The sequence below is a fragment of the Mucilaginibacter sp. CAU 1740 genome, assembly GCF_039839285.1.
In the GTDB taxonomy this organism is placed as follows: domain Bacteria; phylum Bacteroidota; class Bacteroidia; order Sphingobacteriales; family Sphingobacteriaceae; genus Mucilaginibacter.
Genome location: NZ_JBDOQS010000009.1, coordinates 220053 through 235217, shown reverse-complemented (window position 1 = coordinate 235217; position 15165 = coordinate 220053). Strand labels below are relative to the sequence as shown.

Below are 15165 nucleotides of genomic sequence, written 5' to 3'. Positions count from 1 at the left end.
AAAAACCTATAACAAAAATACCCATGACTGAAGAAAAGGACCAAACCCCTAATCCGTCGAGAAGGCAGTTTCTTAAAACCGGCGCTGTAGCGGCGGCTGGCTTTATGATCGTTCCGCGCCATGTATTGGGCGGTAAAGGCTTCATCGCCCCAAGCGATAAATTGTTAATTGCCGGCGTTGGTGCAGGTGGTAAAGGCGAAAGCGATATCGCAAACTTTTACAAAAGCGGTAAAGCCGAGATCGCCTTTTTATGCGACGTGGACGACAGAAGAGCGGCCAAATCACGTAATAGTTTCCCTAAAGCCAAATATTATAAAGATTGGCGCGAAATGTTTGATAAAGAACACAAGCATTTCGATGCCGTATCGGTTTCAACCCCCGATCATAACCATGCTATCATCACTTATAACGCGATGCAACTGAACAAACACGTGTATGTTCAAAAGCCGTTAACGCATGATATCTGGGAAGCCCGTTTATTAACCGAAGCTGCTAAAAAATATAAAGTGGTTACGCAAATGGGTAACCAGGGTTCATCAAACGATGGCACACGCTTAATGTCAGAATGGTATGATGCCGACCTGATAGGTGATGTGCACACTGTTTACTGCTGGACAAACCGCCCGGTTTGGCCTCAGGGTATTGCATGGCCGCAACCACAGCAAAACATCCCTAAAGAGTTGGATTGGGACCTGTGGTTAGGTACTGCGCCTAAAAAAGATTACGTTGATAAACTGGTACCATTTAACTGGCGCGGCTGGTGGGATTACGGTACCGGCGCATTGGGTGATATGGGCTGCCACCTTGTTGAAGCACCTTTCCGCGTGTTGGGTATCCAGTATGCAAAAGATGTTCAGGCCAGCGTTGGTAGTGTTTATGTAGATGAGTTTAAAGAAGGCCACTTCCCTGAAAGCTGCCCTCCGTCAAGCCACATCACTTTAACATTCCCTAAAACTAATAAAACCAAAGGTGATGTTACCCTGCACTGGATGGACGGTGGTATCCAACCTGAAAGGCCTACCGAGCTGTTAGCAAGCGAAGACTTTGGCGGCGAAGAAGGTAACGGTACTTTATTTATCGGTACAAAAGGTAAAATGTATGCCAGCACGTATTCTGATGCGGCTACATTATTGCCAAAATCGCTTACCCAAAGTGCAAAAGCCCCGCAAAAATGGGCGCGTGTACCGGGTGGTGCAAATGGCCACTACGCGCAGTGGGTTGAAGGCTGTATTGCCGGTTACGGTAAAACAGAGCTAAGCTCATCGTTTGATAAGGCTGGTCCGCTTACCGAGGCGTTATTGATGGCAAACCTTGCGGTTCGCGGTCATGAGTTAAAAGGTGGCAGGGTGAAACTGGAGTGGGATAACAAAGCCATGAAGGTTACCAACTTTGATGCCGTTAACCAATACATTAAACGCGATTACCGCGATGGTTTCGTGTTAAAAGCATAAGCTGATGCTAATTAGTGAGTTAGTGAATTAGCGAATTAGTGAATAAAAATCATTAATTCACTAATTCGCTAATTCATCATTAATTTAAATCACTAATTCATTAAATCAATAATTAAATTATGAATAGAAGAGAAGCGATAGGCAGGGTGGGCCTGATCCTGGGCGGTACTATTATTGGTGCCGAGTTTTTCATCTCGGGATGTAAACCATCTTCGCCAAAAGTAAACGACCTGTTTACGCAGGATGATCTTGCCTTATTAGATGAAATTGGTGAAACCATTTTGCCTAAAACATCAACTCCGGGCGCTAAGGATGCCCAGGTTGGCAAGTTTATGACCGTAATGGTACAGGATTGCTACACACCGGATGATCAGAAGATCTTTACCAAAGGTTTGAACGATTTGAACGATGCCAGCGATAAAAAATTCGGTAAAAAATTCCTGGAGGCTACCCCTCAGCAACGTACCGAATTGTTAACCGATCTGGATAAAGAGCAAAAGGAATACACTAAAACTAAAAAGCCCGAAGATCCTAACCATTACTTCAGGATGCTGAAAGAATTAACCTTGCTGGGTTTCTTCACTTCAAAACCGGGTGCTACACAGGCTTTGCGTTATATTGCCGTTCCGGGCAAATATGATGGCAACTTGCCATACAAAAAAGGCGACAAAGCCTGGGCAACCTAAAAAATTGCAATATCAATTGATATACCTTTGGTTTCCAATCCAAAAGAAATTATTATCAAAAACAGCATTATATTATAATGCTGTTTTTGATGTTTACAATCGATTGAGTAAAATCTAACCCCAAAAAACAATCCCAACAAATGAAATTACGATTAGGAATGATAGGCGGCGGACAAGGTGCCTTTATTGGTGCCGTACACCGCATAGCTGCCCGTATTGATGGTGTGTATGAATTGGTTTGCGGCGCTTTTAGCTCCAATGCCGAAAAATCACAAGCCAGCGGCCTTTTGCTTGGTTTACCGGCCAGCCGCTCATACAGCTCATACCAGGAACTGATTGAAAAAGAAAAACAACTGCCCGAAGACGAACGCGTGCAGGTGATCAGCATAGTAACCCCTAACCACGTACATTTTGCCCCAACCAAAATGGCATTGGAAAACGGTTTCCACGTAGTGTTGGATAAGCCGATGACCTTCTCGTTGGATGAGGCTAAAGAACTGGATAAAGTAGTAAAAGCATCAGGTAAACTGTTTTGCTTAACACACACCTACACCGGCTACCCAATGATCAAGGAAGCTAAGCAACTGATCAAAGCAGGGAAAATCGGTACAGTGAAAAAAGTGTATGTTGAATATCCGCAAGGATGGTTAAGTACATTTTTAGAAGGAGAAGATAACAAACAAGCCTCATGGCGTACCGATCCGGGTAAAAGCGGTATAGCGGGTGCTATGGGCGATATAGGTACCCACGCCTTTAACCTGGCCGAGTATGTTACCGGTTTGCAGGTTACTAAAATTTGTGCCGATATCAATATTGTGGTTGAAGGCCGCAAACTGGATGATGACGGTGCTGCTCTATTAAAATTTAACAATGGCGCAAGCGGCGTACTTACTGCAACTCAAATTGCAGCAGGTGAAGAAAATAATGTAAAGATCAGGGTGTATGGTGAAAAAGGTGGTTTGGAATGGCACCAGAGCGATGCCAATTCATTAACTGTGATGTACACCGATAAACCTGCCGAAACCTGGCGTACAGGTGGTGGCTACACCAGCTCGTTCGCTCAGCATAATACCCGCACACCTGCAGGTCACCCGGAAGGTTACCTGGAGGCATTTGCTAACCTGTACCGCAACTTTGCTTTAACTGTTAAAGCCGGTTTGGAAGGTAAGGAAGCCACTCCCGAAGAACTGGATTTTCCGGGTATCGAAGAAGGTATCCGTGGGATGGCCTTTATCGAAAATGTGATCGCCTCAGGTAAATCAGACGTTAAATGGACTGATTTCACTATTTAATTCACCATCTATCTAAAAACAAAAAACATGAACACTATAAAAGGCCCTGCAATATTTATAGCACAGTTTATAGGCGATACAGCACCATTTAACAGCCTCGAATCTATCTGCCAGTGGGCAGCAGGTTTGGGTTATAAAGGCGTACAATTGCCAACCCTTGATCCCCGCTTTATTGATCTGCAAAAAGCTGCCGAAAGCAAAACTTATGCTGATGAGATCAAAGGCATTGTTAACGCTGCCGGTTTGGAAATTACCGAGTTATCAACCCATTTGCAAGGTCAGTTGGTTGCGGTAAACCCGGTGTATGATACCTTGTTTGATGGTTTTGCACCAGAGCATTTGCGCGGTAACCCTGCCGAAAGGCAAAAATGGGCTGTTCAGCAACTAAAATATGCTGCACAAGCTTCAAAAAATTTAGGATTAGCGGCTTCGGTTACTTTTAGCGGTGCGCTGCTTTGGCCAATGGTTTACCCATGGCCTCAACGCCCTGCAGGTATAGTAGGCACAGCCTTTGAAGAATTGGCTAAACGCTGGACGCCGATTTTGGATGTTTACGAAGATAACGGCATCGATCTTTGCTACGAGATCCACCCGGGCGAAGACCTGCACGATGGTATCACTTACGAGATGTTCCTGGATCATGTAAAAGGCCACAAACGCGCCAATTTACTATACGATCCGTCGCACTTCGTACTGCAATGCCTGGATTATTTAGAGTACATCGACCTTTACCATGAGCGTATCAAAATGTTCCATGTTAAGGATGCCGAGTTCAATCCAACCGGCAGGCAGGGTGTTTACGGCGGCTACCAAAACTGGGTTGACCGCGCAGGCCGTTTCCGCTCACTGGGCGACGGACAGGTTGATTTTAAATCGATATTCAGCAAGTTAACACAATATGATTTTAAAGGATGGGCCGTGCTTGAATGGGAATGCGCGCTCAAACATCCGGAAGACGGCGCCAGAGAAGGCGCCCGATTCATCAAAGATCACATCATTCGTGTAACCGAACGCGCTTTCGACGATTTCGCAGCATCAGGCAGTGATGACGCGTTTAACAGGAAAACGTTAGGGATATAATTTTGATTTCGGAAGTCGGACTTTCGATTTCGGAGTTAAACTATAAAAACGTCATCCCGAATTTATTTCGGGATCCCACATGCAGAGCGGCCATGCAAGCGGCTTTGCATGTGGGGTGCTGAAACAAGTTCAGCATGACAATTGGGAGATTTAGACTTACGAAGTTTTCAAAACTTCGTAAGTCTTGATTTCTCTGATAACAAAGCTTAAAATGGGTGTCATGCTGAGCCTGTCGAAGCATGGTGGGTAGGGCCTTTACGCGCGACCCTTCGACAAGCTCAGGGTGACGGGCCAACGTTCGTTATTTAATTTATCACTCCCGCCCACGTGTAGATGGGACTCACAAAGCGGGAAAATCGCTGAAATAAACCTCAGCGAAATGCATTTTGATACAGCCAATTAACCAATTATCAAATAACCTAATTAACAAAAAATGCAAACTATTAACCGTGCCCAGCTATTCAGGGCAAGCTGCCTGTCGTTGCTGGTAACATCATTATCATTTGGTATCCGTGCCGGGATTTTGAGCGATCAGGGCGTGCGCTTTCACTTAAACGCTTCACAACTGGGCATTATCGCGGCAACCGCTTTTTGGGGTTTTCCGCTGGCCATTATTGTAGGGGGCTTTATCGTTGATGTCATCGGCATGAAAAAGCTGCTGGTATCGGCTTTCGTATTTCACCTCGTGGGCATCCTGCTTACCATTTTTGCCAATGGCTATTGGACTTTGTTCCTGTCAACCTTGATGATAGGTATCGCCAATGGTACAGTGGAGGCTTCTTGCAATCCGCTGGTAGCTTCATTATACACCGATAATAAAACCACCAAACTCAATCACTTTCACCTTTGGTTTCCGGCAGGCATAGTGATCGGTACGTTAATAGTATTCGGTTTGGATACCGCTTTGGCGCACGGTGTATCACCTAAACCATACTGGATCTCGCAGGTGGAGATCGCCTTGATGCTTATCCCTACCATAGCTTACGGGTTCTTGTTCTCGAAACTGGATTTCCCGGTTACGGAGCGTGTATCAGCAGGTGTTAGTACCGAAGATATGTACAAAGCCTTGATGAACCCGTTGTTTTTGTTCATGATCATCTGCATGTTTGGCACAGCCATCACCGAGTTATTCACCAACCAGTGGACAGACGTATTATTCAAAACAGTAACCGATAACGCCATACTTATCTTAACCTTCGTAGCTTCGGTACAAGTATTAGGCCGCGCGTTTGCAAGCCCGATAGTACATCGTTTAGCACCACAGGGGGTATTGCTCATCTCAGCTATTTTATCTGCATTGGGCATTTACCTGATGGTGCACCTGCATGGCGATGCAATTTATTTCGCGGCTGTAGTATTTGGTTTAGGCGTAGCTTTCTTTTGGCCTTGTATGATAGGTTTTGTTGCCGAAAACCTGCCCCGCACCGGTGCTGTAGGTTTAAACCTGATGGGCGGCGCGGGTATGTTCGGTGTATCTATTTACATGATGTTTATGGGTGGTTTTTACGATAATATCATGGTGTCAAAACTACCAACCGGGGCAAGTTTGGATGCTTACCGATCGGCACCGGCGGGTTCGGAAATGGCTAAGGCTTTTGACGCGGCACGTTCTGCGGCAGGGCCGGAGGTGTTGAATACAACGCTCATTATTCCGGTTGTATTAATCGTTGCTTTTATCGGGCTTGTAATTTACATGCGCTCACGTAAAAAAACTGCTTCATTAGGTGCTATATCGGTTTAATGAGGTACTATTTATGATAAAAAGTTGTATTTTTCGCCTGATTAACCAACCCAATTAAAATTAAATGATGATAACCTATAAGAGCTTTATTAATAAGCAGATTTTCTGTTAGGTTATTATCGAAAACCACAATTAAACTTTTATGAAAAAAGTATTCATTATTCTTGGTATCAGTGCAGTATTTGCTGCATGCGGCGGAAATTCATCAAACACCGGCGGTAGCGATAGTACCAAATCGGTAAACGAAAGCGCAAAAGCAGCTAACTCTGATGCTGATACCGTTGTTCAAAAAACAGGTACCGAATCGGCTGGTGGTTCTGCAGGCTCTTCAACCGGCGAAAAACTGATCGCAACTTTAGATTGCAGCACTTGCCATAAAGTTGATACCAAAGTTATCGGCCCTGCATTCCAGGAAATTGCGGCTAAATACGATGCTTCAGATGCTAATATCGAAATGTTAGCTAAAAAGATCATCAGTGGTGGCAGCGGTAACTGGGGTAACATTGCCATGACTCCGCACCCTTCATTGCCTGAGGCTGATGCTAAGGAAATTGTTAAATACATTTTATCAACAAAAAAATAATCAAATAAAATTTTCATGACCATAGGGATAAGATCAAAACTATCGTTCATGATGTTCCTGGAGTTTTTTATCTGGGGCGCATGGTTCGTAACTTTAGGTACTTTTTTAGATAAATCGCTGCATGCCACCGGCGCGCAATCAGGCGAAGTATTTTCTACTCAATCATGGGGCGCTATTATCGCTCCATTTATTATCGGCTTAATTGCCGATAAATATTTCAATGCCGAGAAAATATTAGGTGTGCTGCACCTTATTGGCGCGGTGTTGATGTATCAAATGTACTCGGCTACTGATGTTTCTGTATTTTATCCCTATGTGTTAGGTTACATGGTGTTGTACATGCCAACATTGGCATTGGTAAACTCGGTATCTTTTAACCAGATGAATGATCCTGAAACGGAGTTTTCATCAATAAGGGTTTTTGGTACAGCTGGCTGGATCATTGCCGGTTTGGCTATCAGTTTTCTTTTCCACTGGGATTCTCCGGATGGAATAGGTAAAGGTATGTTGAAAAACACCTTCCTTATGGCAGGTATTGCTTCGGCTGTATTAGGTGTTTTCAGCTTCACTTTGCCTGCAACACCACCAAAGGTTGCTAAAGGCGAAAAAGTAACCATCAGCCAGGTACTTGGCTTGGATGCCTTAAAATTACTTAAGGATCCTAACTACGCTATCTTTTTTGTTGCTTCGATCCTGATCTGTATTCCGCTGGCATTTTACTATCAAAATGCAAACAGCTTCCTTACCGATATTAAGATGGATAACCCAACCGGTAAGATGACCATTGGCCAAATCTCTGAGTTATTGTTCCTGCTTTGTTTGCCTATCTTCTTTAAAAAAGCAGGCTTCAAGTGGACAATATTGGTTGGTATGTTGGCCTGGGCTGTGCGTTACGTTTTATTCGCTTACGGTAACGCGGGCGATCTAAGCTTTATGCTGCTTATCGGCCTGGCATTACACGGTGTTTGTTACGACTTTTTCTTTGTATCCGGTCAAATCTATACCGATGCAAGGGCTGGCGCACAATACAAAAGTGCTGCACAGGGTATGATCACCCTGGCTACTTATGGCGTTGGTATGCTGATAGGCTTTTATGTGGCAGGTAAAATATCTGATAGCTACAACGGTCCATCAGGTCACGATTGGAAAATGATCTGGCTGATCCCGGCATCTATAGCAGGAGCGGTATTCCTGTTGTTCTTCCTGTCGTTTAAAGAAAAAAGGGATAAGTCTGCATAATTTACCAGTATAAACTGAATTAACCATGTCATCAAACCAAAACAGGCGTTCGGCTATTAAAAGCATGATCGCGGGCACGGCCGCAATTGGCGCGTCGGGCGTATTATCATCATTTACAACCACCGAAACCGAAAAACAAGATATGCAGGTTGCTGATAAACTAAAAGGCAATATTAACCACGCGGTATGCCGCTGGTGCTATGATAGTATTTCTGTAGAGCAGCTTTGCGCAGCCGCCAAAGATATCGGCATTAAAGGTATCGACCTGGTTGGCCCTTCAGATTGGCCTACCTTAAAAAAATATGGCCTGTTCTCATCCATGTGTAACGGTGCCGAAATTAATTTGACCGATGGTTTTGGCGATAAACAGTTTCATGCCAAGCTGCATGAAAACTACGCCAAAATGATCCCGCTGGTAGCCGAAGCCGGTTATAAAAACCTGATCTGCTTTAGCGGTAGCCGTCGCGGTAAAACCGACGAGGAAGGCTGGAACAATTGCGTTGAGGGCTTGAAACCCATGGTTGCCCTTGCCGAAAAACACAACGTAGTACTGGTAATGGAATTGCTGAACAGCAAAATTGACCATAAAGATTACCAGTGCGACAGGGTAGAGTGGGGCGCGGAACTATGCCGCCGCTTAGGCTCTGAAAATTTTAAACTGTTGTATGATATTTATCATATGCAGATAGATGAAGGCGATGTGATCCGCAATATCCGCGCTAATCATCAGTACATAGCGCACTACCATACCGGTGGTGTTCCCGGTCGTAACGAGATCGACGAAACACAGGAACTTTACTACCCGGCCATTATGCGTGCCATTGTTGAGGTAGGGCATAAGGGTTTTGTAGCGCAGGAGTTTATCCCAAAACAAAAAGACAAATTAGCTTCGCTTAAAAAAGCGGTACATATTTGTGATGTTTAAACCTTACATCACCTTATCACTCTAAAAAGCTAAACTAACTAAAACAAATACATGACAACCAGAAGAACATTTTTAGCACAAGCCGGATTAATGGCAGCAGGCGCAATGCTTGCACCGAAGTTGGTTTCGGCCAAAGCTTCAAATAAAGTGGGCCTGCAATTGTATAGCCTGCGCGATCAGTTACCAAAAGATGTAAAAGGCGTTATTGGCCAGGTAGCCAAAGCCGGTTACAATGAAGTTGAAACTTTCGGTTTTAACAAGGAAACAGGCTATTGGGGCTTAAAAGGCAAAGAGTTTAGTCAGTTGTTGAAAGATAACGGCTTAACTACTGCAAGCGGTCACTATGGTTTGGATGAGTATTTAGGCTCAGGCAAAACCGACGATCTAAATGCTTATATCGAGGTGGCTAACACCATCGGTCAATCGCACATCATTATCCCGGCTTTAAATCACAACTTTATCAAAACTGTTGATGATTGCAAAGGCGTGGCCGATAAGATGAACAAGATTGCCGAGATCCTGAAAAAATCGGGCTTGAAATTAGGTTACCATAACCACAACTTTGAGTGGGCTCCGGTAGGCGATACTACTTTTTACGATGTGGTATTGAACAACACTGATCCTAAGCTGGTAGCTATGGAAATGGATATTTACTGGGTAGTACGTGCAGGTAAAGACCCGGTTGAAATTTTCAGCAAACACCCTGGTCGCTTTGAATTTGTACACATTAAAGACCGTGATAAAACCAACGATGAACTAAACACAGAGATTGGTAACGGTAATATCGACTTTAAAACCATATTAGGTAAAGCCAAACTTGCAGGCATTAAACACTTTATTGTTGAGCAGGAGAATTTTACCAACATCGATCCTTATGTAAGCATCGCTAAAAGTGCTACTTACCTGAAAGATACACTTCACGTTTAAACCAATTAAATCAAACAGAGATGAAATATCCTTTGATACTAACCGCCCTTTTAGCAGGAAGCTGCTTTATGGCAAACGCGCAAAACGCGAAACCCGAAGATACCGAGATCTGGGAGCCGATCCCTAAAGTTGTTACCCCTGGTAAAAACTTAGGCGATGCACCATCAGATGCTATTGTATTATTCAACGGCAAAGGTCTTGATGAGTGGGTTTCTGTTGAAGATAAAACCCCGGCTAAATGGCTGGTTAAAGGTGATGTACTTACCGTAAATAAATCAACCGGTAACATCGAAACTAAAAAAGCTTTCACCAACTACCAGTTACACATTGAGTGGAAAGTACCTGCAAGCATTACCGGCAGTGGCCAGGCCCGCGGTAACAGCGGCGTGTTCTTAGCCTCAATAGGTAAAGGCGATGATGGTTACGAGTTACAGGTTTTGGATTCGTACGAGAACAAAACTTATGTTAACGGTATGGCAGGCAGCTTGTACAAACAAGCTATCCCATTGGCAAACCCAGGCCGCAAACCAGGCGAATGGAACATCTATGACGTGATCTGGACTGCTCCGGTTTACAACGAAGACGGCTCATTAAAATCGGCAGCGCGTGCTACTGTGTTTTTTAACGGTGTAATTGTTGAAAACAACTTCGAATTGTTGGGTCCAACTCAATACATTGGCAAACCATCTTACGAAGGTAAAAAACACGGTCCATCGCCAATTAAATTACAAGCTCATGGCGATAAAAGCGAGCCGCTTAGCTTCCGTAATATTTGGGTAAGGGAGTTGTAAGCTCTTATTTATAATTAAAATATTTTCAAGCCCTCCGGCATTTACCGGGGGGCTTTTTTTATGATACTTTTTTATCATTTCGGCAATAAAATAAGGCCTTAGCTTGATTGTAGCTAATTTATTACATATCTTAAACTTATAAATACCACAGCCGTATAAACCTAATTATAAACCATACTCCGGCCTTAGCGGAGAAATAATTTTTCATTGTTGTTAAAGATCGATACCGGCCGCATAGTGCGCAGTTTTAGATATTTATTTGCCGCGTTCGCCATTTTTTTGAGTGGGAACGCGTTTGCGCAGGAGCGGAACCTGAAGTTTGAACACATAGGTACCCGTGAAGGCTTATCGCAAATAAATGTGAGCGTTATTAAGCAGGATAGCAAGGGTTTTATGTGGATCGGTACCCGCGATGGTCTTAACCGCTATGATGGTTACAGCTTTGCGATATACAAACACAGTATCCAGGATGATAATTCGTTAAGCAGTAACCTGGTATCGGATATTGCCGAGGATAAGGATGGCAATATCTGGCTGGCAACGCTTTTCGGCCTTAATAAGCTTGATCGTAAAACTGGGCGCTTTTCGCACTATTTTCACGATAATGCTAATCCCAACAGTATCTCCAGCAATTTTGTTAACAAGCTGATATTTGATCATGATGGTTTTTTATGGATAGGTAGCCAAAAGGGCGGGTTGGACAAGTTTGATATTCAACATAATAAATTCACCCACTACAAGCACAATGAGGCCGATCTGAAGTCCTTAAGCGATGATGATGTAACTGCCATAACTGAAGATTCGCAGCAACGCCTATGGGTTGGCACTTTGAGCGCGGGCCTTAACCTTTTTAACCGAAGTAATGGTACTTTTAAAAGGTATCATAATGTTCCCGGCGATAATACCAGCCTTTCGGGCAGCTATGTAAGTGTGATCTATGAAGATAACGCGCACCGAATTTGGGTAGGTACCGAAGATGGCGGGCTAAGTTTATTTGACCAGGCTAAAGGTAACTTTAAATGGTATCGGCACGATGATAAAGATCCCAACACCATATCGGGCAATACCGTTTTGGCGCTCGGGATGGATCTGAACAATAACCTGTGGATAGGAGCGGAGAATAGCGGCTTTAATATTCTAAATCCCGAAACAGGAAAAATTACCAGCCATAAACATGATGATATTGACCGGAGCAGTATTAACGGTAATACCCTTTACAGCATTTGCCGCGATAGGATGGGGAATATGTGGCTGGGCGCTTTTAGCGGTGGTATCAACCTTTACAAACGCAGTACCGAAAGCTTTCCGCATTACAGGCATAATTCATCGCCAAACAGCCTGGCCAATAATTTTGTGCTTTGTTTTCACGAAGATCAGAACGGTAGTATCTGGGTAGGCACTGATGGTGGGGGCGTTAATGTGTTTAATAAAGATGGAACGGTTAAACATTTCATACAGCAACCCGGCAATGCAAATAGCCTGGTGGGTAATTACGTTTTAAACATTATTCAGGATTATAAAAACAACTATTGGATAGGTACCTGGGCCGATGGTTTAGGTAGATTTAATACCACTACCGGCAAGTTCACCAACTTTAAACACGACGCTACAAAGCCAGGCAGCCTGAGCAATAACAATATCTACGCCCTCACCCAAACCCGCGATAACAGGATCTGGGTAGGTACTTACAACGGAGGTTTGGATCTGTACGATGAAAAATCGAATACGTTCTCCGCTTTCAAATATGATCCTAACGATCCTAAAAGTATCAGCAGTGATAGGGTTTATGCTTTACTCGAGGACAAAGCTGATAACCTGTGGGTGGGTACTTTTGATGCCGGACTAAACCTGATGGACCGCAAAACCGGAACGTTCACCCGCTTTCAACATGATGAAAAACGAAATAGTATCAGCAATAACAGCATCCCCGATTTGTTTGAGGATAGCAAGGGCCGCATCTGGATCAGTACTTTATCAGGCTTGAACCTGTTTAACCCGATCACTAAACATTTTACGGTTTTTACTACTAAAGATGGTTTGCCAAGTGATGTGATCTATGCCGTGCGCGAGGATAAACTGGGAACCATCTGGGTAAGTACTAACAACGGTTTATCAAATTATGATCCGGTTAAACATACTTTTAAAAATTATACTATTGAAGATGGGATCCAGAACGAGGAGTTTAAATCGCACTCGGCACTGCAAACACGGGATAGCAGGATCTTTTTTGGTGGGATAAACGGATTTAATTTAGTCGATCCGCAAAATATCCTGAAACCTTCGGGCTTTATGCCGCTGGTGATAACCAACTTTCAACTGTTTAATAAAATGGTGAAAATTGCCCGTGATGCCCGTGATCCATCGCCTTTAAAAGAGGATATTTCTTCGGCCACATCCGTTAATCTTTCCTATAAGCAATCGGTGGTTACTTTGCAGTTCGCGGCGCTTGATTACTCATCGCCTGATAAAAAGAATTACAGTTACATCCTTGAAAATTTTGATAGAGAGTGGAACAATGTAGGTAGCCGTAACACGGCGTCGTACACCAATTTGCCTCCCGGTGATTATGTTTTTAAGTTAAGGTATCAAAACTCGGCAGGCTTATGGTCGCCGGTTACCGAGGGTTTGAAAATTACTATTGTGCCTCCGTTTTGGTTAACATGGTGGTTTAAATTGATAGCTGCCATTGCGATAATAGGGCTGGTTGTTTTTGTTTTCAGGTACCGCGTGAAATACCTTAAAGCGCAGAAAACGGTACTGGAACGTCAGGTAAAAGAACGTACCGAAAGCCTGGTACAAATGACAGCCAACGAACGCCTTGCCCGTAAAGCCAGTGAAAAGGCCCGTGAAGAAGCCGAAAACGCCAACAAAGCCAAGAGCATTTTCCTTGCCACTATGAGCCACGAGATCCGTACACCGATGAATGGTGTTATTGGTATGGCTACGCTGCTGGCCAGCACAAAGCTTAATCCCGAACAAGAAGAATACACCGAAACCATAAAAAATTGCGGCGACGCGCTGCTAACGGTAATTAATGATATCCTCGATTTCTCCAAAATAGAATCGGGCAATATGGAGCTGGATGAGGAGGATTTTGATCTGCGCGATTGCATTGAAGGCGTACTGGATGTGTTTGCCGAAAAGGCTTCACGACTAAACCTCGATCTGGTTTACCAGGTGGAGCATAATGTACCGGTACAGGTAATATCAGATTCATTGCGCCTGCGGCAGGTGCTCATTAACCTGGTGGGCAATGCCGTTAAGTTCACCACACAGGGCGAAGTTTTTATCGGAGTTGGGGTGAAAGAGCAGGAGGGGGATGATCTGGAATTGGAGTTCAAGATCAGGGATACCGGAATAGGCATTCCTGACGATAAACTCGAACGGCTGTTTAAACCTTTCTCTCAAGTTGACTCGGGAACTACACGTAAGTATGGCGGTACCGGGTTAGGGTTAGCCATTAGCGAAAAGCTCATTAAATTGATGGGCGGTGAGATTGCTGTGAAAAGCGAAGTAGGCAGGGGAACGGTGTTTTCGTTCACCATTAAATCAAAAGTGGGGCAGCGGGTAAAACGTAACTATGTTTACCTCAACCTTACCGAATTGGAGAACAAGCGCATCTTATTTGTAGATGATAACGCCACCAATCGCGATATCATTGATACGCAATTAAAGCAATGGAAGTACGATCCGATAGTTGTAGCCACCGGCCGGGAAGCGCTTAAGGTGCTTGATAAAAAGGACCACCCCGTAGACATGCTGATAACCGATATGAGCATGCCCGAGATGGATGGCCTGGAATTGGCCATTGAGGTACGAAAGAAATTTCCTGAGATGCCTATTTTATTGCTAAGCTCGATAGGGAGTGAGCAAAGCAAACGAGAAGATAAGGTGTTTAATGCCGTGCTAACCAAGCCAACCAAACATAATCTGCTGCACAAGCATATTGTTGAACAACTAAAGGCTGGTAGCGGTATCAAAACTGAATACCAACCGGTACAAACAGCCTTTACTACCGAGTTTGCTAAAAATTATCCTATGCAGATCCTTATTGCTGAGGATAACCTGATCAACCAGAAATTAGCTGTGCATATGTTAACCAAGATGGGGTACCATCCTGATATAGCCGAGAACGGACATGTCGCCTTAAACGCCATGACAAACAAGCATTACAACCTGATACTAATGGATGTGCAAATGCCCGAAATGGACGGGCTGGAGACAACCAGCTTTATCCGCGGTAACATGCACGAGCAGCCGGTTATTATAGCTATGACGGCCAATGCCATGCCCGAAGACCGCCAGGCCTGCCTTGATGCCGGAATGAACGATTACCTGAGCAAACCCATGAAGCTATCCGACCTGATGGAAATGCTTGAAAAATGGGGCAAATACATCAACGGACAAAATACAAGTTTGCTTAATTGAGCCTATATTTACGGGTAAATAA

The 15165-nt window shown here is 44.0% G+C and carries 11 protein-coding genes; all 11 read left to right on the top strand.

Going from position 1 to position 15165, the window contains the following annotated elements; genetic code table 11:
• Positions 1-23 precede the first annotated feature (23 nt).
• Complete coding sequence (locus AAFN85_RS20055) at positions 24-1451, top strand: Gfo/Idh/MocA family oxidoreductase (protein ID WP_347529391.1); 1428 nt, start codon at positions 24-26, stop codon at positions 1449-1451.
• 119 nt (positions 1452-1570) lie between these two features.
• Complete coding sequence (locus tag AAFN85_RS20050; RefSeq protein WP_347529390.1) at positions 1571-2137, top strand: gluconate 2-dehydrogenase subunit 3 family protein; 567 nt, start codon at positions 1571-1573, stop codon at positions 2135-2137.
• 140 nt (positions 2138-2277) lie between these two features.
• On the top strand, positions 2278-3429 hold the full coding sequence (locus AAFN85_RS20045) for a Gfo/Idh/MocA family oxidoreductase (protein WP_347529389.1): 1152 nt from the start codon (positions 2278-2280) through the stop codon (positions 3427-3429).
• 27 nt (positions 3430-3456) lie between these two features.
• Positions 3457-4509, top strand: coding sequence for a sugar phosphate isomerase/epimerase (locus AAFN85_RS20040; RefSeq protein ID WP_347529388.1), 1053 nt, complete (start codon positions 3457-3459; stop codon positions 4507-4509).
• A 433-nt stretch (positions 4510-4942) separates the two neighbouring features.
• A complete protein-coding gene (locus tag AAFN85_RS20035) occupies positions 4943-6250 on the top strand; it encodes an MFS transporter (RefSeq protein ID WP_347529387.1) in 1308 nt (435 codons plus the stop codon).
• 142 nt (positions 6251-6392) lie between these two features.
• A complete protein-coding gene (locus tag AAFN85_RS20030) occupies positions 6393-6833 on the top strand; it encodes a c-type cytochrome (RefSeq protein ID WP_347529386.1) in 441 nt (146 codons plus the stop codon).
• 15 nt (positions 6834-6848) lie between these two features.
• A complete protein-coding gene (locus AAFN85_RS20025) occupies positions 6849-8072 on the top strand; it encodes a nucleoside permease (RefSeq protein WP_347529385.1) in 1224 nt (407 codons plus the stop codon).
• A gap of 25 nt (positions 8073-8097) precedes the next feature.
• Positions 8098-8997 (top strand): TIM barrel protein, encoded by a 900-nt coding sequence (locus tag AAFN85_RS20020; RefSeq protein WP_347529384.1) that lies wholly within the window; start codon positions 8098-8100, stop codon positions 8995-8997.
• A gap of 51 nt (positions 8998-9048) precedes the next feature.
• Positions 9049-9924: a sugar phosphate isomerase/epimerase gene (locus AAFN85_RS20015; protein ID WP_347529383.1), complete on the top strand. Its 876-nt coding sequence runs from the start codon at positions 9049-9051 to the stop codon at positions 9922-9924.
• A gap of 20 nt (positions 9925-9944) precedes the next feature.
• On the top strand, positions 9945-10715 hold the full coding sequence (locus AAFN85_RS20010) for a DUF1080 domain-containing protein (protein WP_347529382.1): 771 nt from the start codon (positions 9945-9947) through the stop codon (positions 10713-10715).
• Positions 10716-10925: 210 nt separating this feature from the next.
• Entirely contained in the window at positions 10926-15143 is a 4218-nt protein-coding gene (locus AAFN85_RS20005) for a two-component regulator propeller domain-containing protein (RefSeq protein WP_347529381.1), read from the top strand.
• Positions 15144-15165: the final 22 nt, after the last annotated feature.